The sequence below is a fragment of the Gordonia jinhuaensis genome, from assembly GCF_014639795.1.
GTDB lineage: Bacteria > Actinomycetota > Actinomycetes > Mycobacteriales > Mycobacteriaceae > Gordonia_B > Gordonia_B jinhuaensis.
The window spans coordinates 244653-269292 of record NZ_BMGC01000001.1; the positions used below are offsets into that span (position 1 = coordinate 244653).

Annotated in this window: 21 protein-coding genes; 9 read left to right on the forward strand and 12 right to left on the reverse strand. The window is 66.6% G+C overall.

The genetic code is table 11. The features are described from left to right. Positions 1–128: 128 nt before the first annotated feature. A complete protein-coding gene (locus IEW22_RS01045; protein WP_188584707.1) occupies positions 129–1550 on the reverse strand; it encodes a type VII secretion-associated protein in 1422 nt (473 codons plus the stop codon). A 300-nt stretch (positions 1551–1850) separates the two neighbouring features. Between IEW22_RS01045 and IEW22_RS01050 the strand changes: the two genes are divergently transcribed. Continuing rightward, positions 1851–2576, forward strand: coding sequence for a glycoside hydrolase family 25 protein (locus IEW22_RS01050; RefSeq protein WP_229742057.1), 726 nt, complete (start codon positions 1851–1853; stop codon positions 2574–2576). 75 nt (positions 2577–2651) lie between these two features. Here IEW22_RS01050 and IEW22_RS01055 read toward each other — a convergent pair whose 3' ends face one another. Next, positions 2652–3596 carry a 4-hydroxy-3-methylbut-2-enyl diphosphate reductase gene (locus IEW22_RS01055; protein WP_188584709.1) on the reverse strand — a complete coding sequence of 315 codons (945 nt, stop codon included), beginning with the start codon at positions 3594–3596 and terminating at the stop codon, positions 2652–2654. Positions 3597–3756: 160 nt separating this feature from the next. On the opposite strand from IEW22_RS01055, the gene IEW22_RS19910 reads away from it, so the two are divergent. From IEW22_RS19910 to IEW22_RS01070, 3 genes are read left to right on the forward strand one after another with little or no spacing between them, the layout of a single operon-like run. Beyond that, positions 3757–4749, forward strand: a complete 993-nt coding sequence (locus IEW22_RS19910; RefSeq protein WP_229742058.1) for a lipid droplet-associated protein — start codon at positions 3757–3759, stop codon at positions 4747–4749. After that, entirely contained in the window at positions 4746–5993 is a 1248-nt protein-coding gene (gene xseA, locus IEW22_RS01065; RefSeq protein ID WP_188584710.1) for an exodeoxyribonuclease VII large subunit, read from the forward strand. Before IEW22_RS19910 ends, xseA begins: the two co-directional genes overlap by 4 nt. Beyond that, a complete protein-coding gene (locus IEW22_RS01070; protein WP_188584711.1) occupies positions 5990–6313 on the forward strand; it encodes an exodeoxyribonuclease VII small subunit in 324 nt (107 codons plus the stop codon). The genes xseA and IEW22_RS01070 overlap by 4 nt, the downstream gene beginning before the upstream one ends. 32 nt (positions 6314–6345) lie before the next feature. Here the strand turns inward: IEW22_RS01070 and IEW22_RS01075 are convergent, their stop codons facing one another. Then, a complete protein-coding gene (locus IEW22_RS01075) occupies positions 6346–6912 on the reverse strand; it encodes a DUF4245 domain-containing protein (protein ID WP_188584712.1) in 567 nt (188 codons plus the stop codon). 119 nt (positions 6913–7031) lie between these two features. On the opposite strand from IEW22_RS01075, the gene glpX reads away from it, so the two are divergent. The 3 genes from glpX to IEW22_RS01090 all read left to right on the forward strand — a co-directional run bounded on the left by glpX (position 7032) and on the right by IEW22_RS01090 (position 10555). Beyond that, positions 7032–8036 (forward strand): class II fructose-bisphosphatase, encoded by a 1005-nt coding sequence (gene glpX, locus IEW22_RS01080; protein ID WP_188584713.1) that lies wholly within the window; start codon positions 7032–7034, stop codon positions 8034–8036. A gap of 293 nt (positions 8037–8329) precedes the next feature. Further along, positions 8330–9730, forward strand: coding sequence for a class II fumarate hydratase (locus tag IEW22_RS01085; protein WP_188584714.1), 1401 nt, complete (start codon positions 8330–8332; stop codon positions 9728–9730). Positions 9731–9871: 141 nt separating this feature from the next. Further along, positions 9872–10555 carry a PIG-L deacetylase family protein gene (locus tag IEW22_RS01090; protein WP_188584715.1) on the forward strand — a complete coding sequence of 228 codons (684 nt, stop codon included), beginning with the start codon at positions 9872–9874 and terminating at the stop codon, positions 10553–10555. Between the two features lie 154 nt (positions 10556–10709). Here the strand turns inward: IEW22_RS01090 and IEW22_RS01095 are convergent, their stop codons facing one another. Genes IEW22_RS01095 through IEW22_RS01110 form a run of 4 tightly spaced genes read right to left on the reverse strand, consistent with a single transcriptional unit; the run spans position 10710 to position 16508 of the window. Beyond that, on the reverse strand, positions 10710–12563 hold the full coding sequence (locus IEW22_RS01095; protein WP_188584716.1) for an ABC transporter permease subunit: 1854 nt from the start codon (positions 12561–12563) through the stop codon (positions 10710–10712). Continuing rightward, a complete protein-coding gene (locus tag IEW22_RS01100) occupies positions 12560–13744 on the reverse strand; it encodes an extracellular solute-binding protein (protein WP_188584717.1) in 1185 nt (394 codons plus the stop codon). The genes IEW22_RS01095 and IEW22_RS01100 overlap by 4 nt, the downstream gene beginning before the upstream one ends. Next, complete coding sequence (locus IEW22_RS01105) at positions 13741–14856, reverse strand: ABC transporter ATP-binding protein (RefSeq protein WP_188584718.1); 1116 nt, start codon at positions 14854–14856, stop codon at positions 13741–13743. The genes IEW22_RS01100 and IEW22_RS01105 overlap by 4 nt, the downstream gene beginning before the upstream one ends. Then, on the reverse strand, positions 14853–16508 hold the full coding sequence (locus tag IEW22_RS01110) for an amidohydrolase (RefSeq protein WP_188584719.1): 1656 nt from the start codon (positions 16506–16508) through the stop codon (positions 14853–14855). Before IEW22_RS01110 ends, IEW22_RS01105 begins: the two co-directional genes overlap by 4 nt. Positions 16509–16692: 184 nt before the next feature. Between IEW22_RS01110 and IEW22_RS01115 the strand changes: the two genes are divergently transcribed. Further along, on the forward strand, positions 16693–18084 hold the full coding sequence (locus tag IEW22_RS01115) for an NAD(P)/FAD-dependent oxidoreductase (protein WP_188584720.1): 1392 nt from the start codon (positions 16693–16695) through the stop codon (positions 18082–18084). 74 nt (positions 18085–18158) lie between these two features. Continuing rightward, entirely contained in the window at positions 18159–18593 is a 435-nt protein-coding gene (locus tag IEW22_RS01120) for a VOC family protein (RefSeq protein ID WP_188584721.1), read from the forward strand. Positions 18594–18604: 11 nt separating this feature from the next. Here IEW22_RS01120 and IEW22_RS01125 read toward each other — a convergent pair whose 3' ends face one another. The 5 genes from IEW22_RS01125 to IEW22_RS01145 all read right to left on the reverse strand — a co-directional run bounded on the left by IEW22_RS01125 (position 18605) and on the right by IEW22_RS01145 (position 24447). Further along, on the reverse strand, positions 18605–19291 hold the full coding sequence (locus tag IEW22_RS01125) for a L,D-transpeptidase family protein (protein WP_308421340.1): 687 nt from the start codon (positions 19289–19291) through the stop codon (positions 18605–18607). Between the two features lie 7 nt (positions 19292–19298). Then, positions 19299–20603: a PhoH family protein gene (locus tag IEW22_RS01130; protein WP_188584722.1), complete on the reverse strand. Its 1305-nt coding sequence runs from the start codon at positions 20601–20603 to the stop codon at positions 19299–19301. Between the two features lie 274 nt (positions 20604–20877). Next, positions 20878–21741, reverse strand: a complete 864-nt coding sequence (locus IEW22_RS01135; protein ID WP_188584723.1) for an acyl-ACP desaturase — start codon at positions 21739–21741, stop codon at positions 20878–20880. 127 nt (positions 21742–21868) lie between these two features. After that, complete coding sequence (gene glyA, locus IEW22_RS01140) at positions 21869–23194, reverse strand: serine hydroxymethyltransferase (RefSeq protein WP_188584724.1); 1326 nt, start codon at positions 23192–23194, stop codon at positions 21869–21871. Between the two features lie 47 nt (positions 23195–23241). Next, positions 23242–24447, reverse strand: a complete 1206-nt coding sequence (locus tag IEW22_RS01145) for a DUF885 domain-containing protein (protein WP_188584725.1) — start codon at positions 24445–24447, stop codon at positions 23242–23244. Between the last annotated feature and the right edge of the window lie 193 nt (positions 24448–24640).

The window sequence follows — 24640 nt, forward strand, 5'->3', positions numbered from 1 at the left end:
CGGCTGCCCGTCCCACCACGTACCGACATCACAGCCGGACGGTCAGGGATCGGGTGCCACGCACCAGCGGTCCAGACTACGCGAGCGCGTCGCTCGAGGTCAAAACGCCGCCCAACGGTCGGCGCAGGTCAGGGCGACTCATCGACCTCACCGACATCACGATGGAGGCCGCCCTCGGAGTCGACGGCCACGCGCAGCGAACCGATCGCCAGGCGGCAGTGCCGTTCGATCGACTCCCCCGCGTCGCCGGCCTGGCAACCGACGCTCACCTGCATACGGTCGCCGACCAGCACGTACCACCGCACCTGTCCGCCCGAGCCGGGGATCTCCCGATAGCTGATCACCGCCCGCCCGGCGTATGTCGTGGCGGGAGAGAAGTCGTCGATGTCGACGTCGCGGCGCTCGGCGATACGCGCACGCAGACTCGCCGCGACCGACGCCTGGGTGGCGTCGCGACGGATCTGGGATTGGATCACCACGATGCGACGACCGTCGTGACCGTGGGCGTAGACCGTGCGCGCGGCGGCTCCGGCGGGTGCGCTCGGCGGACCGTCCGAGCGCACCACCCACTCTGCGGGGGCGAGCATGCGGACCCGCCCGAGTGAGACGGGGCGGACATGGTCGGTGTCCTCGGTCGACCCGGCGCCGTGACCAGCAGACACCGCCGCGATCACGCCGACAGCCGCAGCGAGAACGGCAGTCGCACGCACCCGGTGCCGCACCGACCTCGCGCGCGGGCGCGCGTCGGTGTCGGCGGCGGCCCGGAACGCCCGCACCGGGGCACGACCACCGAATCGCCGGATCACCTCGCGACGCACCGCGACAACCGGTCCGACCCGGCAGGCCAGCGCGAGTTCCCCCAGGAGTTCGAGACGACGCCCGCTGCCGTCGGATTCGGCATCGGTATCGGTGTCGGTGTCGACGAGCACCACCTCGACGTCGTCACCGAAGATCGCCGGATCGGCGAACACCGGATCTGCGGCGATCCGATCGGCGAGACGCCGGCCGGTCACAATCTCATCGACGACGCGAGTACGCACCACATCCCAGCCGGTTACCGGGTCGCGCTCCACGCGATGGATGTCGAGCCGTTCACCCTGATGCTCGATGACCACCGCCGCACGCATCCAGGAGTCGCAATGGGTGTCGGCGATGACCACCGCTCTCGGTACCACCGCCACCACGCACGACACCGCGTCCAGACCGCTCAGCGCTCGCCGTCGGATCGGGCCCCACACCGTGGGCGCCGCCACCAGGATCGGCATGTCGTGGTGTACACCCGCACGGCCCAGCACCTCGCTGATCACCCTCGTCCACGCCTGCACCGCGTGCTCCATGTGGCCGTCGACGGCCACCACCGCGAGGTCGATATCCGCCACCAACCGCGAGACATCCCGCGACACCACCCGCTCGGACGCCTCATCCCGGACGGCCGCCGCTTCTCGCACATCTGCGGGCGACTCGGCGCACAGCGTGGTCACCCGCCCACCGGCGATGTCCACCACGTGGGCGCTTCGGCCGTCGAACAGCCGCGAGGTGAGAACTGGCATACCGAGCACATCGGTAGTATCGCCACACCGCGAGAGTCCGTCGTCGCGATTCATTCACGTGAGCGACGGTCGGCCATCACGAATTCGACACCACGCGATCGTCAATTTTCTTTTATCGTGTTCATCGTGTCGCTGAAATCGCATCGGTATCCCCAGTCCCGCCCGATGACAGATGCACCATGTGCCACAGCGCACGCATCCGTCCCGGAACCCTCAGGCGTAGCACTTTCCGCACAGGTCGCCGCCCCGCGCCGCCGACACACTCGGCGTGGATGGCTCCGTCGAGGTCTGCTCACCGCCGTGGCGGTGGCTGCGGTGACGGCAACGGCGATACCCGCGTCGGCCGCGCCGAGTTCGGTGGGTCCGGATGTGTCGAGCTGGCAGCACACCGGCGGGGCACTGATCAACTGGGGTGCGGTTCGCGCCGCCGGCCAGCACATGGCGATGGTCAAGGCCACCGAATCGGACTGGTACGTCAACCCGTATTACGTACCCGACGCCGTGGGTGTGAAGGCGTCCGGACTGATGCTCGGCACGTATCACTACGCCGACCCGAGCAAACCCGCCGCCGCACAGGCCCTCTTCTACGCCGGCGTCGCACTCGGACAGCGCGGTCCGCAGACGCTTCCGCCGGTCCTCGACCTCGAATCCTCGGGTGGCCTGTCACCGGCCGGATTGGCTGCCTGGTTACGCGAGTACTTCGCCACCCTCGAGGGCATCACCGGGCGCAAGACGATCATCTACACCTATCCCACGTTCTGGAACACCGCGATGGCCGGCTCGAGTGCCTTCACCGACCACCCGCTGTGGATCGCCTCGTACAACGGCGGCAGCGCGCCGACTCTGCCCCGAGGGTGGGGTGGCTGGACGTTCTGGCAGTACACCGACAACGGACGACTGCCCGGCATCAAAGGCGGAGTGGACCTCAACGCCTACAACGGCACCATCCCGTCGCTGTACGCCATGGGCAACAACATCGGCGGATTGAGCTCGGGATCGCTCGGGTCGGCAGGTTCCTCGTCCTGACCGACACGTCCAGAACCTGCACGTCCGACTCTGCTTGTCCGAACGTGCAACCTCGTCGAGCCGGGCCCAGGGCGGTCAGGCCCGCGAGATCCGCAGCTGACGCGGGAGCGCGAAGGTGATGGTCTCCTGGGCAGTGGTCACCGTCTCGACGTCGGAGTAACCGCGCTCGGCGAGCCAGTCGAGGACTCCGCGAACCAGGATCTCGGGGACCGACGCACCCGAGGTCACACCGACGTTCGACACCCCCTCGAGCCACGCGGGATCGACGTCGGCGGCACGGTCGACCAGATAGGACGCGTTCGCGCCGCTCTGCAGCGCGACCTCCACCAGTCGCTGCGAGTTCGAGGAGTTCTGCGACCCGACCACGATCACCAGATCACAGCGCGGTGCCATCGCCTTGACCGCGACCTGCCGGTTCTGCGTGGCGTAACAGATGTCGTCACTCGGCGGATCGGCCATCTGCGGGAAACGCTCCCGCAGTTTCGTCACGGTCTCCATCGTCTCGTCCACCGACAGCGTCGTCTGCGACAGCCAGATGACCTTCGACTCGTCACGAACCGTCACATCGGCGACGGCGTCGGGTCCGTCGACGAGATGCACACGATCAGGCGCCTCCCCGGCCGTGCCCTCCACTTCCTCATGACCCTCGTGGCCGATGAGCAGGATGTCGTAGTCGTCGCGCGCGAACCGCTTGGCTTCCTGATGCACCTTGGTGACCAGCGGACAGGTCGCGTCGATCGCCGACAGGTTGCGCGCCTCGGCCGATTCGCGCACCGCCGGTGAGACACCGTGAGCCGAGAACACCACCACAGACCCCTCGGGCACCTCGTCGGTCTCGTCGACAAAGACAGCGCCCTGCTCGCTGAGGGTGTCGACCACGTGGCGGTTGTGCACGATCTCCTTGCGCACGTAGACCGGTGCGCCGTGTCTGGCGAGTGCCTGCTCGACCGTCTGGACGGCCCGATCGACACCGGCGCAGTATCCGCGCGGCTCGGCAAGGAACACCCGCTTGTCTGTCATGGCCACCAGACTACGGCCCCGCCTGCGGTCTCGGTGCTCGCCGTCGGTGCGCTGCATTCACGACGCCATTCACGTCGCCGTGAGATGCCGCGAGGCGGCGTGCCGGGCGTGTCGGGGTATTGCCTCGTCATCGTGCGCCCGGATGAGGCAAGGTGGTGGCATGTCCCGACTTGCCCTGTTGAGCCATCCCCCGTTTGCGGCACGAGTCGCCACCGGGGCCGTGGTCACCGCCATCGAGGAGACCCGCCGCCTGCCCAGTGTCGCCATCGCCTTGCCGATGACCGCGCTCAGTCAGGCGTTCCAGGTGGCGATGCGTGTCCAGCAAGGCATCGCCGAACTCGCGATCAAGGGCGACGAGACCCTCGACGCCCTGTTCGGCACCCAGGACGACCAGCCCGAATGGGCGCGATTCGACGACATCGATTCCTACGATGCCGAGCCGTTCGATGAGATCGTGGTTTTCGATGTCCGCTATTCCGAGACTGCGGATTCCGACACTGCGGGCTCGCCGACGTCGGATTCAACGGATTCCGACGAGTCCGACTACGACGAGTACGCCGCCGAGGCCGCTGACCTCAAGGCCGGTGCGCAGGGTGAGGTGGCCACCGCACACGAGTACGAGGGCCTCCTCACCGATACCGATACCGATACCGATACCGATACCGATACAGCTGATACCGAAACCGCCGACGCCGAGAGTGCGGACCCGGGTACTGCGGGATCGGCACCGGCGGCCACCGGTCGCTTCGCGCTATACAGCAGCGCTCCGGTCGGAATCGACCCGAACACCGGTGGGTTCGTCACCGGCGGCGACCGCGCCGATGCCGCCACCGCCGACGACGACATCGACGGGGACATCCTCGACAGCGACCCGAGCGATGGGGATCTGCTCGACGAGGAGGCCGCCGGGAAGGCGCAGGCCGCCGAGGCGGAGGTCGGACTCGTCGAGGACGAGGTGCCGATCATCGTCGCCGAACTCGACTACGACGAGCTGACCCTGGCGCAGTTGCGAGCCAAACTCCGTTCGGTCTCCGCCGACGAGCTGGTCACCCTCGCGCAGTACGAGCGTGACCATCGCGCGCGCGCGCCGTTTCTCACCATGCTCGACAATCGGGTCATGTCGGCGCAGGCCAAGCGCGACGCCCAGCGGTGAGCGGACCGAGTTCGCCGGACAACCCGTGGCCGGTACGCACCGTCAACACAAAGATCGGCGACTGGATCCACAAGCTGGGTCAGGTGTGGGTCGAGGGTCAGATCACCCAGCTCAACCGGCGTCCCGGCACCAAGACCGCGTTCATCGTGCTGCGCGATCCCTCGGTCGACATGTCGATCACGCTCACTTGCAAACCGCAGGTACTCGACCGTGCCGACATCCCCCTCACCGAGGGCAGCAGGGTCGTGGTCTCCGGGCGCCCCACCTTCTACGCGGGCCGCGGGACGCTCTCACTGGCCATCACCGACATCCGGCCGGTCGGGATCGGCGAGCTGCTCGCCCGACTGGAACGACTGCGTAAACTGCTTGCGGCCGAGGGCCTGTTCGATCCGGCACTCAAACGGCGGTTGCCGTTCCTGCCCACACGGATCGGACTGATCACCGGTCGCGCCAGTGCGGCCGAACGCGATGTGGTGTCGGTGTCGCGGGACCGCTGGCCGGCCGTTCGCTTCGACGTGCGCAACACCCCGGTGCAGGGTCCTACCGCCGTGCCCGCGATCCTGCGGGAACTGGAATCCCTCGATGCCGACGAGTCCGTCGACGTGATCATCATCGCCCGCGGCGGCGGCAGCACCGAGGACTTGTTGCCGTTCTCCGACGAGACACTGTGCCGTGCGGTTGCGGCGTGCACCACACCGGTGGTCAGCGCCATCGGCCACGAACCCGACATACCCCTGCTCGACTACGTCGCCGACCGGCGCGCGGCCACACCCACCGATGCCGCCAAGATCGTGGTCCCCGACGTACTGGCCGAGCAAGCCCTGATCGCCGAGCTGCGTCACCGCTCCGCGCAGGCGCTGCGCAATTGGGTGCGCCGCGAACGTCACGGTCTGGATTCTCTGCGCACCCGACCGGTACTGGCCGACCCGCTCCGGATGGTCGAGATGCGCGCCGAGGAAATCGAGCGCCATCGGCACGCTCTGCGCCGCGACGTCACCCGCCTGGTCGACCACGAACACCGCCATCTCGAACACCTCTCAGCGCGGTTGTCGACACTGGGTCCGGCCCAGACACTCGCGCGCGGGTACGCCGTGGTGCAGCGGGTCTCCGGGGCGATGGCGGCCGTGCAGGCCGACCCGGAGGTGGTCACCTCCGTGGCGGACATGCCGATAGGGTCGCAGCTGCGTATCCGCGTCGCCGACGGCGCGACGCACGCTGCAGTGATGGGAGTCGAGAAGAAGTGAGCACCGCCAGGCCCACCGGGGCCGCGTCGTCGGACGAACCGACCCCGGTCGAACAGCTCGGTTACGAACAGGCCCGCGACGAACTCGTGACGGTGGTGCGCACGCTGGAACTCGGCGGCCTCGATCTCGATGAGTCGTTGACGCTGTGGGAACGCGGTGAGGCGTTGGCCAACCGCTGCGAGGAGCACCTCGCGGGCGCGTCAGCCCGAATCGAACGCGCACTCGGAACCGACGATGATCCCGAGGAGGATTCCGAGGACGATCTCGCCGAGGAGATCGACGACGACATCGACGGATTCGACGACCCCGACGAGGAGTAGCCGGAACCCGTGGCGGTCAGGCGCCGTGGCGGTCAGGCGCGGGCGGGAAGCGGCTTCGCGGCCAGCACCGCCTGCGCCAGGGTGCGGAAGTCGGATTCGGATGCCTTGCCGTACAAGCCGATCCGCACGTCGCCGAGGTTGCTGATCCAGATCGACTTGTTGTCGTCGGCCGAGTAGCGAACCCACTGGGTGCCGCCCGCCTGCGTCACCCCGTCGCCGATCACTCCGGTACCGCCGAGATAGGTGACCAGCGACTCCTCCGATGCGGAGGTCTGGCTCAGCTGGATGTAGATGCCGTCGGCGGTCAGGTAGCCGGAGTTGCTCACCCGCCCGTCGTCCATGGCATCGCTGCTGCCAGAGTTCGGCTTCCAACCCGCCGGGGTGGCCGGCAGGCGAATCGGGAAGCTCATCGAGGTCGCATCCGCATGCAGCGCCGCCGACACGTCATATGCAGGGGTTTTGTCATCCTTGGCGGTTCCCGAGAGCCCCACCGAACAGTTCCCCGACACCACCGCGATGATCGCGCAGATGATGATCAGCGGCACCAGCGACCAGACCATGTCGCGACTGTCGGTGAGAAGACGGGGTTTTGCTGCCACGCCGTCGAGTATGTCACCTGCAATTGTGTGTCCGGCCGGTCGGCGGTCGTCGCGGCCGACATGACAGGATTGGACGCACTCAGTTCGTAGCCGAACCACGTCCTCAGGAGGCGCCTGTCATGTCCGAGCCCACCCGTTCCTCGCAGGCCCCTGACCGGAACCTGGCCATGGAGCTCGTCCGCGTCACCGAAGCCGCCGCTCTGGCCGCCGGCCGCTGGGTGGGCCGCGGCAACAAGATCGGCGGTGACGGCGCCGCTGTCGACGCGATGCGCGAGCTGTTGTCGACCGTCTCGATGCAGGGCGTGGTGGTGATCGGCGAGGGCGAGAAGGACGAGGCCCCGATGCTCTACAACGGTGAACACGTCGGCAACGGCGAGGGCCCCGAGGTCGACGTGGCCGTCGACCCGATCGACGGCACCACGCTGATGGCCGAGGGACGCCCCAACTCGATCGCGGTGATCGCGGTGTCCGAACGCGGCACGATGTTCGACCCCTCGGCCGTGTTCTACATGGAGAAGATCGCCGTCGGACCGGAGGCGAAGGGATCGATTGACATCAACCAGTCGGTCCAGTGGAACATCGAGTCGGTCGCCAAGGCCAAGGGCATCGACGTCGCCGACATGACCGTGGTGGTGCTCGATCGTCCGCGGCACGCCGATCTCATCTCCCAGATCCGCGCCGCCGGCGCCAAGATCCGCCTCATCTCCGACGGTGACGTCGCCGGTGCAATCGCCGCCGCCGGCGAGTACAGCTCGGTCGACATGCTGATGGGTATCGGTGGCACGCCCGAGGGCATCATCACCGCTGTCGCGATGAAGTGCATTGGCGGCGAGATCCAGGGCAAGCTGTGGCCGAAGGACGAGGCCGAGCGTCAGAAGGCGCTCGACGCCGGCCACGACCTCGACCGGGTGCTGGGCACCGACGATCTGGTGAGCGGGGAGAACATGTTCTTCGCCGCGACCGGCGTCACCAACGGCGACATGCTGCGCGGGGTCACCTACCGCCCCACCGGCGCCACCACCCGCTCGCTGGTGATGCGCTCGAAGTCGGGCACCATCCGCACCATCGAGAGCGTCCATCAGCTGGCCAAGCTGCGCGAGTTCGCCTCGGTTGACCTGGGCTGAGCGACCGACTGGGCTGGGCGACCGACTGGGCCCGATCGGCATACGGTCACATCTCGAGCCGCCTCGTGTCCTCGTGGACCGGGGCGGCTCGTTCATAGCCGGGCCTGCCCGGGCCGGACACGTCTGCTCGATGTCGTCGAGCGTCCAGCCGATCTCCCTGCTCGACCACACCCGCATCCGGCCCGGCGTCTCCTACGTCACACCGGGGCACGGGCCTGGTTTTTCCCTCTACCTGGGCAGGTAAATTTGCACGAGGTTGCCCTAACTCACAGTCGAGACGAAGGATCCACAGAATGACCGAGCAGCAGTTCCGGATCGAACACGACACCATGGGCGAGGTGAAGGTTCCCGTCGACGCGCTGTGGCGGGCCCAGACCCAGCGCGCCGTCGAGAACTTCCCGATCTCCGGCCGCGGACTCGAGCGCACCCAGATCCGCGCCATGGGCCTGCTGAAGGCCGCCTGCGCCCAGGTCAACAAGGATCTCGGACTGCTCGATGCCGCCAAGGCCGACGCCATCATCGCCGCGGCCAAGGAGATCGCCGACGGCAAACACGACGACCAGTTCCCCATCGACGTGTTCCAGACCGGCTCGGGCACCAGCTCGAACATGAACGCCAACGAGGTCATCGCCTCCATCGCCAAGGCCAACGGCGTCGAAGTCCACCCCAACGACGACGTCAACATGTCGCAGTCGTCGAACGACACCTTCCCCACCGCCACGCATGTCGCGGCGACCGAAGCCGCGGTCACCGACCTCATCCCAGCGCTCGAACATCTGCAGAAAGCGTTGTCGGAGAAAGCAACCCAGTGGCGTGAGGTGGTCAAGTCCGGCCGCACCCACCTGATGGACGCCGTTCCGGTGACCCTCGGTCAGGAGTTCTCCGGCTACGCACGGCAGGTCGAGGCTGGCGTCGAGCGCGTCACGGCCGCGCTGCCGCGGGTCGGCGAGGTGCCGATCGGCGGTACGGCGGTGGGCACCGGCCTCAACGCCCCCGACCATTTCGGCACGAAGGTGGTCGCCGAGCTGGTCAAGCTCACCGACGTTTCCGAGATCACGCTGGCCGCCAACAACTTCGAGGCCCAGGCCGCACGTGACGGACTGGTCGAGCTGTCGGGCGCACTCAAGACCATCGCGGTGTCGCTCACCAAGATCGCCAACGATGTGCGGTGGATGGGTTCGGGTCCGCTGACCGGACTGGGCGAGCTCCGCCTCCCCGATCTGCAGCCGGGCTCCTCGATCATGCCGGGTAAGGTCAATCCCGTTCTGCCCGAGGCAGTCACACAGGTCGCCGCACAGGTGATCGGCAACGACGCGGCAGTCACCTGGGGTGGCGGCAACGGCGCCTTCGAGCTGAACGTCTACATCCCGATGATGGCGCGCAACGTACTCGAATCGCTCAAGCTGCTGACCAATGTGTCGCGACTGTTCGCCGATCGCTGCATCGCCGGACTCGAAGCCAACGAGGAGCGACTCAAGACGCTTGCCGAGAGTTCGCCGTCCATCGTCACCCCTCTCAACAGCGCGATCGGCTACGAAGAGGCCGCCGCGGTGGCCAAGCAGGCCCTCAAGGAGGGCAAGACGATCCGTCAGACGGTCATCGATCGAGGGCTGATCGGCGACAAGCTGACCATCGAGGAACTCGACAAACGCCTCGACGTTCTCAAGATGGCCAATCTGGACCACAAGCGCTGAGATCCTGACCGGCGCAAGCCTTCACGCGAGACGGGCGGGTGGCACCTCAACGGTGCACCCGCCCGTCTCGTGTCCACGCATGTGGTGTCTGGCCGGCGAATCCACCCGCCAGAGTGAGCGCGTGGGGCACAATCGGCAGACATGAGCGAACTGCGCGACTTCCCCACGGATTTCTCCACCGCACTGGTCCTCGTCGCACACCCCGACGATCCCGAATACGGTCCCGCGATCGCTGTCGCCCGCTGGACCAGCGAAGGCAGAAGGGTTGCCTACGCGCTCGCGACCTCGGGTGAGGCAGGGATCGAGGGTATGAGCCCGCAGGAGGCCGGACCGTTGCGCGAAGACGAGCAACGGGCGTCAGCGGCTGTGGTCGGGGTGGTCGAGGTCGAGTTCTGGGGCTTCACCGACAGCAACATCCACAACTCGCCACACCTGCGCGAACGCATCACCGAGACCATCACACGGATCGGACCTGAGCTGGTGGTGACCACCTATGGCGGGGCGCAGTGGGCACCCGACAAACCGAATCAGCGCGACCACATGGAGTTCGCCGCGGCGGTGACCGACGCCTACGACGCGATGACCTCACCACCGCGCTACCTGTTCTGCAACGGCCCCGAGGCGACCCACACGCTCGACGTCACCGACCACTACAGCACCGCAGTCGCCTCGCTCGCCGAGCACAAGGTGTATCTGTCGGTCCTTGATCCCGACACCTCGGTCGCCGATCAGGCCAGGGCACAGGTCGATTCGATCGCCCCGGTGGGCGACGACGGCCGCAGGCGAGTGGGATTCCAGTTGTTGCGCAACGCTGCGGCGGATTGACCACCCGACCATACGACGATGCCGGTGGATACCACCCCACATGGGTATCCACCGGCACCATCCTCGTCATCAGACCCTCCCCCAAGGGCCGATGAGGTCACTGCGCGGGCCGAGCGGCCCGAGTCCGAGGGTTCCGCGCGAACGCGCGTACCGACTACGTACCCATCATCTTGGCTATGGACGTGCTGTCCTCACCGGTCTTTCGCAGAATCAGCCCTGTGACCCCGAGCACCACCAGCGTCAGCAGCAGCATCAGTGTCGACATGGCCGCAATCTCGGGCTTCAACGCAATGCGCACCGTCGAGAAGATGTACACCGGCCACGGCGTGTAACCGGGCTGCTGGACGAAACTCGAAATGACCACGTCGTCGAGGCTGAAGGTGAAGGCCAGCAGCATGCCGGCGATGATGCCGGGCATGGCGGTCGGCAGGATCACGTGACGCAGCCGCGCCAGCGGTTTCGCGTAGAGGTCGGCCGCGGCTTCCTCGAGGGCCGGATCGAGTGCACTGACCCGCGCCCGGACGATGAACGTGACCACCACCATCGACACCGCCGCGTGCGAGATCACCAGTCGCACGAGGCCGTTGTTGAACGGCACCAGATTCCAGTCCACACCGAGGGTGACGTACCAGGGCAGGAATGCGATCGCGTTGGCGATATCGGGAGTCACCAGGGTGATCGTCAGCAGCGCGGTCAGACCGATCCCCCACCAGCGCCGCTTCTTGCTGGCGCCCAGCGCAATGCCGGCCAGTGAGCCGAGCACGGTCGAGACCAGCGCCGAGAGCACCGCCACCTCCAGCGAGGTCTTCACCGACGACATGATCGTGTCGTTGCTCAATGCGCTGGAATACGAACCGAATCCGAAGCCCTGGAAGGAGGCGAGGACGCGTCCGGTGTTGAACGAGTAGACGATCATCACGATGATCGGCAGGAACAGGAACAGGTAGACCACCACCGACCACGCCTTGAGACCCAGGGTGTACCAGTCGACGTCGGTGCGGGCGCGCTTCATCTGCATACGCGGCAGGGCGTCGGAATGCACGCCCGCCGTCTTCTGGATCGGCACGTTGAACACCGCACGGTCGAGCCAGGTGACGATCAGCTTGATCACCACCGCCACGATCGCGACGATGAGCAGCACCACGAGCATCAGCGCCACGGTCATCGCCGAACCCAGCGCCCAGTTCTGAGCGGTCTGGAACTGGCTGGCGATCATCTGTCCGGCCATGGTCCCCTTGGCGCCGCCGAGCACCTCGGGTGTCACGTAGTCGCCCATCAGCGGGATGAACACCAGCAGACAGCCCGAGGCGATACCCGGGGCGGCCAGCGGCAGCGTGATGCGGAAGAACGTGGTCACCCGGTTGGCGCCGAGATCGCGGCTGGCCTCACGCAGCGGACGACCCGCGCGATCCATCGCCACGAACAACGGCAGGATCATCAGTGGCAGGTAGTTGTAGACCACGCCGATCTGCACCGCGGTACGCGTGTACAGGATCTCCAGCTCACCCCCACCGGCCGACTGGATCAGCTTCGACAGCCATCCGGTGGGCGACAGGGTGATCTGCCAGCCGATGGTACGGACCAGGAAGTTGGTCCAGAACGGGATCATCAGCAGGGCGATGTAGAGCCCGCGCCGCGACGGCTTGGACTTGACCGCGAGCCAGTAGGCGAACGGGATACTGACCACCAGCGCCAGGATCACACCGGTCACCGCGATGGTCAGGGTGTTGACGAAGGTCGAACGGTACTGGGAGCCGAATGCCTCGGAGTAGCGCCCCAGGCTCAGATGATCGGTTGCGTAGGTGGTGAATTGGTCGGGTTTGTAGCCGAAGCTGTACCAGATCACCAGCGCCATCGGGATGGCGAAGAAGAACACGATGTAGGCCCAGGCCGGGAAGGTCAGCCCGCCGACACCGAACAGCCGCTGGCGAAGCGGCGCCTTCGGGGTCGGGACGTGTTCGGGCTCTTCTGGCTTGGAGTGTTTCGGGGCGGGAAGTGTTGTCGTCATTGCGCGCTCCTGGCCTGCATCTCGTTGACGATCTCGGTACGTTGCTGCGTGGCCGAGTCGATCGTCGCGGTGGTGAGCCGCGCGACCACCTCATCGGGCGGGAACAGCAGATCGGCGAAGGGCAGATTGTCCTTGCGACCGCGCTCGGAGAGCCCCTTCACGCCGGTCTGGTAGCCGATGTACTGCATCTCGTTGTAGGAGATCTCGGGGTCGAGCATCATGTTGATGAACGCATGCGCCGCACCCGGGTGCTGGGTCCCGTGGACGATCGCGAAGTTGTCGTTCCACAGATTGGCTGTGGGCAGCGGGTAGACGAATCCCCACTTGTCGGGGTTCGGCTCGTTCATCAACGCCAACCGCGCGTCACCGTTCCATGCCTGCAACAGCGTGAACCCGCCACCGGCGACCACCGTGGTGATCGACGAGTTGTACCCCTTGATGGTCGGGGCGAGCTTGTCGAGCAACAGACTGCGTCCGGCCGAGAGGTCTTTCTGATCGGTGGAATTGGGGTTGAGGTTGAGGGCACCCATCGCGATGGAGAGCACCTCCCAGGGATCCTCGAGCACGCTCGTCTTGCCGCGCGCAGGCCCCATCGCCAGCGATACGAAGTCGCCCCACGAGCGCGGGGTGGTCTTGATCACGGTCTTGTCGTACATGAAACCGGTTGTGCCCCAGTCCTTCGAGGCGCCGTGACGAGAGTTCGGATTCCACGGCGGATTGAAGAACCGCGGCTCCAGATTCTTTAGGTTGGGAACCTTGGCGTGGTCGAGTTCGTCGAGCAGATTGTGTTCGACCATCTGGGGGATGTACACGCCGGTGGGCACCACCACGTCGTAGCCCGACGTGCCACGAGCGGCCGCCAGCTTGGCGATCATCTCCTCGTTGGATCCGAACGAGTCGACCTGCAGTTTGATGCCGAACTTCTTCTTGATCGACTCGAGGTCGTCGGGGTTCTCGTAGTCACCCCAGCTGTAGTAGTTGAGCCGGTCCTCGATCTTGTCGGTGAGCTCTGCCGAGGGCGCCACCTTGTGGTCGGGTGCGCAGGCCGACAGCGCCGCACCCGCACCCACCACTCCGATGCCCGCGAGCAGACTGCGCCGGGTGATCCGGCGGACCGAATGTCTGGGAGCGAGTGCGCGGACCATTCCCGGGTCGTCGCCACCCCGTGCAGGCCCTCTCATTTCGAGAACACCCGGGTATCGGCGCCGGCGAAGGTGCAGCTGACCCGCTGCCCCTCGGTCAGCGGCGGGAAGTTGCGGGTCGCACCGCGCACCAGGATATCGGTGCCGGCGTCGGTGGTCACCACCACCTGCGTGAGGTCGCCGAGGAAGGAGATGCCCTCGGCCACACCGGAAATCGAATTGTCGGCGTTGCGCAGGTCCTCGTCGGACTCGGCGAACCAGATGGCTTCCGGACGGATGGCAGCCACGAGATCGCCGGCCATGTCCTCGACGTCGTCGGCGACCTTGAAATCACCGTCGGTGGTGGGCAGGCGACCGTCACGGAAGGGTCCGGTCACGTCGAAGAAGGTCTGCTTGCCGATGAAGTCGGCCACGAAGCGGTTGGTCGGGTGTGCGTAGATGTCCTGCCCCTCGCCCACCTGCGCGATATGACCTTCACTCATCACCACGATGCGGTCGCTCATCGACAGCGCCTCCTCCTGGTCGTGGGTGACGAAGATGAAGGTGGTGCCCAGATCCTTCTGCAGGAGTTTGAGTTCGATCTGCATCTCCTCGCGCAGCTTGCGGTCCAGGGCGCTCATCGGCTCGTCGAGCAGCAGTACGTCGGGCCGGTTGGCCAGTGCGCGGGCCAGGGCGACACGCTGCTGCTGACCGCCGGAGAGCATGGCCGGCTTACGGTCGGCGAAACGTGTCATCTGCACCATCTCCAGCGCCTCACTCACGCGCTGGCCGATCTCCACCTTGGCGACCTTGCGTTGGCGCAGACCGAATCCCACGTTCTGCGCGACCGTCATATGCGGGAACAACGCATAGGACTGGAAGACGGTGTTCACCGGTCGCCGCTCCGGCGGCACGTCGATGATCGACTCACCGTCGAGGGTGATGTCACCCTCAGTGGGCCGCTCGAAGCCGGCGAGCATGCGCAGCAGCGTGGTCTTCCCACACCCCGAGGGACCCAGGAGCGACACGAATTCACCTGCGGCGACGTCGAGATCGATGTCGGTGACGGCGACGTGGCCGTTATCGTAGACCTTGGTGATCGATTTCATCGACACCGCGCCACGTGACGCCGAGGTCTGCTCTTTCTGTGCAACCTGTGCGGTGGTGGTCATTGCTCGGTCCTTTCGTAGACGATCACGCCGTCGGCGACCGTCAAATCTGTGCCTGTCTGCCAGAGCTCTGTCAGTGGTTGTTCGAACGGGTTGCGATCGGCGACAACGAGATCGGCGTTGGCACCGATGCGGATCTCACCCGAACCGGTTCGCCGGTTGATCCAGGCCGATCCGCTGGTGTAGGCAGCCAGCGCGGTCGCGACATCCAGAGACTCCGCGGGCAGCAGCGCCTCGACGTCCTCACCGGGCGGCATGCGGTTGACCGCGACCGAGATCGCATGCCAGGGATCAGGTGTCGAGACGGGCCAGTCCGAACCCATCGCCAGATGCGCCCCGGTGGCGGCCAGTGAGGCGAACGGGTAGTGCCACTGGTAGCGCTGTTCGCCGACGACCGGCAGGACCAGGTCGATCATCTGCTCGTCGTTGCATGCCCACAGCGCCTGCATGTTCACCGTGACGCCCAGCCGCGCGAAGCGAGGAACGTCGGCCGGTGCGACCAGTTGCAGGTGTGCGATGTGGTGGCGACCGCCGGTGATGCCGTTGGCGATGCGCGCCGCCTCGACCGCATCGAGGGCCACCTTCACCGCGCCGTCACCGATGGCATGGAAGTGGACATCGAGTCCTGCAGCGTCACAGGCGATCACCGCTTCGGCGAGAACCTTCGGATCGAAGTAGGCCAGCCCGTGGCCGGTCGGTGCGCAGGCACACTCACCGCAGTACGGCTCGTCCATCAACGCGGTCTTGTTCTCCACCACACCGTCGACCATGATCTTCACCGAGTGCATGCTCCATCGCCCGCCCGCGGCGGCATCTTTACGACGGACGAACTCGGCGACCACATCGGCCACGTCACCGACCGTCGTCGGACGCGGCAACCACGACGCACCCACCACTGCGGCGGTCAGCAGTCCGTCGCTCTCGTGCTGGGCATAGGCCGACGCCAGGTCGGCCATCCCCGGATAATCGCCGACGATGGCCTCCTGCCAGCCGGTGATCCCGTAGGAGTGCAGCAGCTGCTGCGCGGTGACCAGACCGGCGATCTGCTCGGCGAAGGTCGATGCGGGCAGGATGCGCGAGACCAGGTCCATGGCACCCTCGTGCAACGTGCCGGTCGCCACACCGTCGGCGTCGCGCTCGATCCGCCCGTCCGCCGGATCGGGGGTGTCCGCGGTGATCCCGGCGAGTTCCATCGCCCTGGTGTTCACCCACGCCCCGTGGTGGTCACGGTTCATCACGAAGACCGGGCGGTCGGCGACCACGGTGTCCAGACTCGCCGCGGTCGGGCACCCCCCGGCGAAGTGCGCCATCGTCCATCCCGAACCGACGATCCATTCGCTGTCGGTTCGCGCGGCGTAGTCGGCGACGAGTTGGAGAGCCTGCTGCTCACTCTCGGCACTGGTGAGGTCACAAGCGTTGCGATCGACCCCGGCCGAGAGCGCATGGATGTGGGCATCGGTGAAGCCCGGATGGAGCAGTCGGCCCGCGAGGTCGAACTCCTCCACGCCGGGCAGTTCGGCGCGCACGGCGTCTGTTGTGTCGAGTGCGACCACACGACCGTCGCGGATGCCGACGGCCAGGCCAGGTTCGAGTAGTCGGTGTCCGTCGAAGATCGGCCCTGAATGAAAGATGATGGAAGGCAATGGAGTTGCCATGTACTGGTAATCCCCCACGGTGTCGTGCTGGTCGGTCTGTCGCGCTGGAGCGCTGTCCCACAATCCACCATTGCGGCGCTTTTCGTGGTGTAACGACACGATCTTGACTGATTTAGTCGTCGAATGTGAATTCGACGACTAATTTTTAATCTGCGCGCAACATTCGGTCGACTACCGTGTGGACATGCGCAACGGCGACGTCTCGTACTGGTACTCCGCACTCGACCCGATCACACCTCGACCCGCACTCGACCGCGACATCGATGTCGACATCGCGATCGTCGGCGGTGGGCTCACCGGATTGTGGGCCGCCTATTACCTGCGGCGAGCCCGGCCGGATGCGTCGATCGCGATCATCGAGAGTCAGTTCTGCGGTTTCGGAGCCTCCGGACGCAACGGCGGATGGCTCTCCGCCGAGGTTGCGGGCAACCGCGCCAACTACGCGCGCATCGCCCAGTCTCGGGGCCGCGACGGTGCTCAGGCCAACCGCGCGCTCACCGCGACCATGCGCGACGGCGTCGACGAGGTACTGGCCCGTATCGCCGAGGAGGGTATCGACTGCGACGCGGTGAAGTCCGGCGTGATGCACGTGGCACGCTGCCCAGCCCAGGACGAACGGCTCGGCGAGGCATTCGACCACGAGAGACAACTCGGCGCCGCCGACTGGGAGCTGGTGTCGGGAGCCGAGTTGTCGACCCGGTTGAACGTCGCCGGCGCCGTGCGGGCGATGTACTCACCGCAGTGCGCGCGGGTTCAGCCGGCCAAACTCTCGCGTGGGGTCGCCGATGCCGTCGAACGGTCCGGTGTCGCGATCTATGAGCAGACGACCGCCACCACCATCGCGCCGCGCCGGGTGATCACCGACCGGGGTGTGGTGACCGCCGAGGTCGTGCTGACCTGCCTGGAGGGGTTCACCGCGAGCGTCAGCGGTCACCACCGCGATCTGCTGCCCCTGAACTCGTCGATGATCGTCACCGAACCGCTGCCCGAGGATGTGTGGGCGCAGATCGGCTGGGACGGCAACGAGCTGCTCGGGGAGATGGCACATGCCTACACCTACTCCCAGCGCACCGCCGACGGGCGGATCGCCTTCGGCGGTCGCGGTGTCCCCTACCGCTACGGATCCTCGATCGACGACCGCGGCGCCACCCAGCAGCGAACCACCGACTCACTCATCCGCGCGCTGCACGACTTCTTCCCGGCCGCCGCAGACGTGCCGATCGCGCACACCTGGTGCGGTGTCCTCGGCGTGACCCGCGACTGGTCGGCGTGCATCGATTTCGACCAGACCACCGGGATCGGGTCGGCGTCGGGATATGTGGGCTCGGGGCTGACCACCACCAATGTCGCCGGACGCACACTGTGCGACCTGGTGACCGGGCAACGCACCGAACTCACCGACCTGCCGTGGGTGGGTCACCATGCCCGCAAGTGGGAGCCCGAACCGCTGCGCTATCTCGGTGTCGCGTCGATGTATGCGGCCTACCGCACCGCCGACAAGCGTGAGCTGGCCAGCAGCTCGGCGACGACCGACGTGATCGCACGGGTCGCCGATGTGGTGTCCGGACGCGAGTGAGCGGCGCCGGGCGTCCTGGAGCGTGTCGGTGCCACACGTCACACTGAATTGATGACGACACGATCCCGGCGCCCATGAGCACACGAGTCCAGGTCACCTTCGACAGTGCCGACCCGGCCGCGCACGCCGCGTTCTGGGCGCAGGCCCTCGGCTACGAACTCGAGCCCCCACCGGACGGCTTCGCGTCCTGGGATGAGGCCCTCGATGCGTGGGGTGTACCGCCCGACCACCGCAACGACCGCTCCGCGCTGGTCGACCCGGCGGGTGAGGGTCCGCGTCTCTTCTTCCAGAAGGTGCCCGAACCCAAACAGGCCAAGAACCGCGTCCATCTCGACCTGAGGGCGGCAGCGGGTACGGACGTCGAGGCCCGGATGCCCGCGTTGGAAACCGAATGTGCGCGACTGGTCGCACTCGGGGCCACACGCGTCGCCCGACACGAACCCGATCGCACCTCGGGCGGCTTCATCGTGATGCTCGATCCCGAGGGCAACGAATTCTGCCTGGACTGAGGCGCGGCCGCTCAGCCCAGCGTCGGCAGAACCGACGGCGCGGTGGCGTTGACGCCGATCGTGATGTGCGGCAGCTGGGTCGGATCGAGCCAGCGCAGCACCTGACGCATCTGGTCGCGGCCGATCGCGACGCAGCCCCAGGTGGGTTGACCGTCGGTCACATGCAGGAAGATGCCCGAGGCATGTCCGGGGATGCGCAACGGATTGCTGGCGATGTTCACCGCGTAGTCGTAGACCGGACCGGAATCGTAGAGGTTCTCGCTGCCCGGACCGGGACTGTTCGGTCGGACCACATGCAGGTTGTAGGTGGGTGACGCAGGATCCTCGTCCCACCAATCCTGTTCGGTGGCACGGAAATACGGCAACGTGGTACCGGGATTCGGCAGTCGCCCGAAGGCCTGGTCGAGGGCGAATGTGCCCGCCGGGGTGCGGTAGACCCCGTCGGCGGCGACACCGACACCCAGTGCGCCGACGTGGGCACTCGTGGGCCCGATGACGGCCGTCCAGCCGATCCCGTCGCGCCGATAGGCGGTCAATGTCGCGACCGTCGACGACGCCGTGGGCACACTGACCACGATCATCTGCCGCGAGATCATCGCCGCCGGATCGGGTTCCGCCCGCGCGGGCGCCGACGCGAAGGCCGTGCCCGCCGCGATCATCACGATCGCGGCGAACACGGCCAGCACGCGGGATGACACGCAGACCTCAGTACGCGGCACCCGGGGCGAACTCCTCGAGCATCTCGGTGACCAGCGCCGCGATCGGCGACCGCTCGCTGCGGGTGAGGGTGATGTGTGCGAACAGCGGGTGCCCCTTGAGCTTCTCGATGACCGCGGCGACACCGTCATGGCGACCCACGCGCAGGTTGTCGCGCTGCGCGACGTCATGGGTGAGCACCACGCGTGAACCGGTTCCCAGGCGCGACAACACCGTCAGCAGCACATTGCGTTCCAGGGATTGCGCCTCGTCGACGATCACGAACGAGTCGTGCAGCGACCGGCCGCGAATATGGGTGAGCGGCAACACTTCCAGCATCCCGCGGCTGAGCACCTCCTCGATGACCTCGGTGGAGGCGAGCCCTTCGAGTGTGTCGAACACCGCCTGTGCCCACGGCCCCATCTTCTCTGCCTCCGAGCCGGGCAGATAGCCGAGCTGCTGCCCCCCGACCGCGTAGAGCGGCCGGAACACCACGACCTTGCGGTGGGTGCGCCGTTCGAGAACGGCTTCGAGCCCAGCGCACAGCGCCAGCGCCGACTTACCCGTTCCCGCTTTGCCTCCCAGCGACACGATCCCCACACTCTCGTCGAGCAGCAGATCCAGCGCCACGCGCTGCTCGGCCGATCGGCCGTGCAGACCGAATGCCTCCCGATCGCCCCGCACCAGTTGCACGCGCTTGTCGGGGCCGACTCGTCCCAGTGCACTCGACGAGTTGCCCAGCAGCCGGATCCCGGTGTGACAGGGCAGATCTCGCGCGGTGTCGAGGTCGACCACACCGTCGGCGTACAGCTCGTCGACCACCGCGGAGTTCACATCGAGCTCGGTCATCCCGCTCCACCCCGAGACCACCACGTCCTGCGCGTGGTACTCGTCGGCGGCCAGTCCCACCGCACCGGCCTTGACGCGCAGCGGGGTGTCCTTGGAGACCAGTACGACGTCACGGCCTTCGGCCCGAAGATTCAACGCGCACGCAAGGATTCGCGAATCATTGGTATCGGTCCGGAATCCGGCCGGCAGAACCGACGAATCGGTGTGGTTGAGTTCGACCTGCAGTGTGCCGCCGGCGGTTCCGATCGGGACGGGCAGGTCGAGTCGACCGTATTCCAGTCTCAGATCGTCCAGCAGACGCAACGTCTCCCTCGCGAACCAGCCGAGTTCGTGATGGTGACGTTTACCCTCGAGCTCTCCGATGACGACCAGCGGGAGAACCACCTGGTGTTCATCGAATCGGGTGACCGCCCATGGGTCGGAGAGCAGTACCGACGTGTCGAGGACGTAAGTGCGTGTGGTCACGTGGGCTCCTAGTCCGTACGGCTCCCGCACAGACGGACGTTGCCGGACCGGTCGTCTCGAGTGTCCACCACAACCCGGCCGTCAAGGCCGAGCGCCTGAGTGTCACCTCAGGCGGGTGAGACGAGGACCGGGGCCGGTCCCCTCGCGTTGCGCTCACACACCACGATCTCGAACCTCCCGGACGGACCACTTCTGCGCGGCCCGTCACCCGTCAACCTACGCGCGCCGACACCGCTTCGCCGCGCGCAGAGCAGGTGTGTCGGTGAACATCGGGTTACGCAGCCGCACCCAGGATCTGCTGTCGAGCATGCTCGCCGGATTCGGACAATCCGCCCACTCCCTCGAGTGACAGCGCCGACACGAAGTCCGCCGCGATCGCGCGCGTGACCTGCGCGGACGAGTAGTCGGCGAGCAACGCGCGCTCGTCGTCGAAGTCGGCGACGTCGTAACCGATCGGCTGAGCATCCGAGAGCGCGCGCTCGATCGCGAACACGGCCTTCTCCGGATCCGCGGTGAGCCCCACATTGAGGAAGGCCAAGAAGTTCGCGGCCTGCAGGGCGTCGTCGCCGCGGATCTTGCGCAGTACGGTCGCCAGTTCGGTGTCGTCGACGATGGTCAGCAGCCGGTCGATGAACTTCACACACTGCAGTTCGTGCAGCGCCAGCAGCGCCAGCACGTCGAGCGGGCCGAGCTTGTTGCGCAGGTCGCTCTCCTGCCGATACCCAGCGGTGACATGGATGAGCCGCCGGTTCTCCGCGTCGACCGGATCGATCAGCCGCCGCACGACCAGGAAATCGCGCAGCGCGATCGCGTGTCGATCGTCCTCGGCCGTCCAGGTGCCCGTCAGTCGTCGCCAGTCCGAGAAGTTCGGGAAGTACAACGCGATGATGCGGTGATAGGACGGCAGATTGTCCTTGGTCAACAACAGCGCGAGGAAGGCCGCACGCAGCTCCGCGTTGTCGGTTCCCTCCTCGGCGGTGAAATCCTCCCCGTCGAGGAACGCGAAGTTCTTGCCCGCATCCCACGGAATCCAGTCATGCGGATTCCACGGCGTCGCCGCCGCGTCGTGCTCGTCGGCCAGCTCGGGCAGAGCCTTCTCCAGAGCGATGATCAGATCGTCGTCGGTTATCGAACTCACCCGCACGAGCTTAGAGAACTCCATGCGCGCTGTGAAACGGACCATCTTCATCGCTGTGAATGTCACAACCGACACCCACCACGAACACCGCACACGAGCTGCGCGGGCTGGTCGCCTGCCAGTGCCGTCAGGACAGCTGACCCGCAGTGCTGAGCAGTCCCCAGCTCTCCAGGCCGTCGTAGAGCGGGAAGTCGAGTGCCAGTGCCGACACCCGGGCACGCAGTCCGGGAAGGTCCACCTGCTTGCCCTGCGCGAGTGCGGTGCCGATGATGTCGGCCACCTCGGTGAACTCGGCGGCACCGAAGCCACGGGTCGCCAGAGCGGGCGTACCGATGCGCAGCCCCGAGGTGACCATCGGCGGACGCGGGTCGAACGGGACGGCGTTGCGGTTGACGGTGATCCCGATGTCGTGGAGCAGATCCTCGGCCTGCTGTCCGTCGAGTTCGGAGTCGCGCAGGTCCACGAGCACCAGATGTACGTCGGTGCCGCCGGTCAGCACCGAGACACCCGCTGATTTCACGTCGTCGGCGAGTAGTCGGTCGGCGAGGATCTTGGCGCCCTCGACGGTGCGGCGCTGGCGGTCGGCGAATTCCGGGGTGCCGGCGATCTTGAGTGCCACGGCCTTGGCGGCGATCGCATGCATCAGCGGGCCGCCCTGCTGGCCGGGGAACACCGAGGAGTTGAGCTTCTTGGCCCAGTCCTTCTTGGCCAGGATCATGCCCGAACGCGGACCGCCGAGCGTCTTGTGAATCGTGGTCGACACCACGTCGGCATAGGGCACCGGATTGGGATGCAGCCCTGCGGCGACCAGACCGGCGAAGTGGGCCATGTCCACCCACAACAGCGCTCCGACCTCGTCGGCGATCGACCGGAAGGCCTCGAAATCGAGGGTGCGCGGATAGGCCGACCAGCCGGCGACGATCACCTTGGGCTTCCCGGCGATCGCGAGCCGACGCACCTCGTCCATGTCGATGCGGAAGTCTTCCTTGCTCACACCGTAGGACTCGATCTCGTAGAGCTTGCCCGAGAAGTTCAGCCGCATGCCGTGGGTGAGGTGTCCACCGTGGGCCAGCGACAGACCGAGCAGCTTCTCACCCGGCTCCATCATCGCCATCAGCACCGCCTCGTTTGCCGAGGCACCCGAATGGGGCTGGACGTTGGCGAAGTCGGCACCGAACAGGGCCTTGGCACGGTCGCGGGCGATGTCCTCGACGACGTCGACGTACTCGCAGCCGCCGTAGTAGCGGCGCCCCGGATATCCCTCGGCGTACTTGTTGGTCAGCACGCTGCCCTGCGCCTGCAGCACCGCACGCGGGACGAAGTTCTCCGAGGCGATCATCTCGAGGGTGTCGCGCTGGCGGGCGAGCTCACCGTTCATCGCAGCCGCGACATCAGGATCGAGTTCGGCCAGCGAAGCGGTGCGCACGTCGGTCGTGCGGGGCGACTCAGTCATGCGGGTCAGTCTATAAGGCCTCGCTGAGCGGCTGACAGGCGCGACTGCTATGCCGTCGCGAGTTCGGCCCGCAACAGTGCCGGGGTGAGCGGCTCGTCGAGCAGCCGTCCGAATCGGCGCAGCCGATCACCGTGCGGATCGGCGTCGAGCCAGGTCTCGAGTAGCCGGTAACCCTCCACGTAGGTGGAGATGTAGGCGCGCCACAGCGGCGACGACAGGAACCGCAGTGTCTGCCGGGCTCGTTCTCCGGAGTTCAACAGCCACCTCTGCAGGTAGGCGATGACCTCGTCGGGCGTCGCGCCCCGGTCGTGCAGCAGCAGCGCGGCATCTTGGCGGACGGTCAGGAGTTTCGCGGTGGCTGCGGAAATCCGTTGCGCACGTTCGGCATCGAATCGCAGTCCGAGGTCGGCGTAGATCTCGGCAGCCCAGGTGAACCTGTCGACACCCATCGCGGCATCCAGGGCGTGGTCGGCCAGCCCCTCGGCCATCAGGCATTGCGGGGTGTTCACCAGGAAGATGGTCTGCTCGTCCTGGCCGTCTCCGACGAGAATCTGCTCCTTGCGGCAGTGCTCGGTGTGGTGACCCGGATAGGCCTCGTGCGCGATCAGGTGCGGTAGCGCCGACATGTGTTGGGTGAGATCACCGTTGATCGCCACACGCGATCGATAGGACCCCAGGTAGTAGTTGAAACCCGACCAGGGCTTGTCCGACACCACCTCGAAATCGACGATCTCGGAGTCGGGCAGCGGATATGTCCCGCGTACGCGCTCACGCAGCGCGCCGCTGAACGCCCGGACACAGTCGTCGATCCGGTCGGCGGGGATCTCGTCGCGCCGGCGCCACGCGGCGAATCTGTCGGCGAGGGTGCCGGTGCCGTCGAGTACGTCCTCGAGCTCGCGATGGGCCGCGCGGTAGGCGTCCTCATCCCCCATCTCGATGTCGACGTCGAAGTACGCCGCCACCTCGTCGACGAAGTCGATGTCGTCGCCGGCGAACTTGCGCGCCGAGCATTCCAGCGCGCGCAGATGGCTGGAGACGAAAGCCGCTCGGTCATCCGGCAATGCCGAACCCGCCACCTCGGAGCGCAAGGCCGACGCCCGGGCGGCGAGTTCGCGGGGTGCGGGTGCAGGTGCGTTCATCACCTCGGCGCGCAGACGGTCGGGGCCGGTGTAGGCGTCGACGAATCCCTCTTCGAGTCGGTCGAAGGACAGTCCGAGCCGCAGGTATTCCTCGATGATCGGTGATGCGCTCACCGGTCAAAACTAGCGCCGGGACGAGCCGTCTGCGCAGACACCCGTACACACCACACGGCGGCGACAGGGTGTGCGGACACGACATGGCCGCACAGGGGTGCACCACCGACGATGCGACAGCGGTGTGAGGCTCCGGAATGCCGAACCCATGCCGAACACGACACGAAACCCACCCCGGGCACTCCACCGGATG

Excerpts from the sequence above, each read along its gene's own strand:
- IEW22_RS01045 (WP_188584707.1), bottom strand. The coding sequence starts at position 1,550 with ATGCCAGTTCTCACCTCGCGGCTGTTCGACGGCCGAAGCGCCCACGTG.
- IEW22_RS01055 (WP_188584709.1), bottom strand. The coding sequence starts at position 3,596 with ATGACAGACAAGCGGGTGTTCCTTGCCGAGCCGCGCGGATACTGCGCC.
- IEW22_RS19910 (WP_229742058.1), top strand. The coding sequence starts at position 3,757 with ATGTCCCGACTTGCCCTGTTGAGCCATCCCCCGTTTGCGGCACGAGTC.
- glpX (WP_188584713.1), top strand. The coding sequence starts at position 7,032 with ATGTCCGAGCCCACCCGTTCCTCGCAGGCCCCTGACCGGAACCTGGCC.
- IEW22_RS01085 (WP_188584714.1), top strand. The coding sequence starts at position 8,330 with ATGACCGAGCAGCAGTTCCGGATCGAACACGACACCATGGGCGAGGTG.
- IEW22_RS01090 (WP_188584715.1), top strand. The coding sequence starts at position 9,872 with ATGAGCGAACTGCGCGACTTCCCCACGGATTTCTCCACCGCACTGGTC.
- IEW22_RS01095 (WP_188584716.1), bottom strand. The coding sequence starts at position 12,563 with ATGACGACAACACTTCCCGCCCCGAAACACTCCAAGCCAGAAGAGCCC.
- IEW22_RS01100 (WP_188584717.1), bottom strand. The coding sequence starts at position 13,744 with ATGAGAGGGCCTGCACGGGGTGGCGACGACCCGGGAATGGTCCGCGCA.
- IEW22_RS01105 (WP_188584718.1), bottom strand. The coding sequence starts at position 14,856 with ATGACCACCACCGCACAGGTTGCACAGAAAGAGCAGACCTCGGCGTCA.
- IEW22_RS01110 (WP_188584719.1), bottom strand. The coding sequence starts at position 16,508 with ATGGCAACTCCATTGCCTTCCATCATCTTTCATTCAGGGCCGATCTTC.
- IEW22_RS01115 (WP_188584720.1), top strand. The coding sequence starts at position 16,693 with ATGCGCAACGGCGACGTCTCGTACTGGTACTCCGCACTCGACCCGATC.
- IEW22_RS01120 (WP_188584721.1), top strand. The coding sequence starts at position 18,159 with ATGAGCACACGAGTCCAGGTCACCTTCGACAGTGCCGACCCGGCCGCG.
- glyA (WP_188584724.1), bottom strand. The coding sequence starts at position 23,194 with ATGACTGAGTCGCCCCGCACGACCGACGTGCGCACCGCTTCGCTGGCC.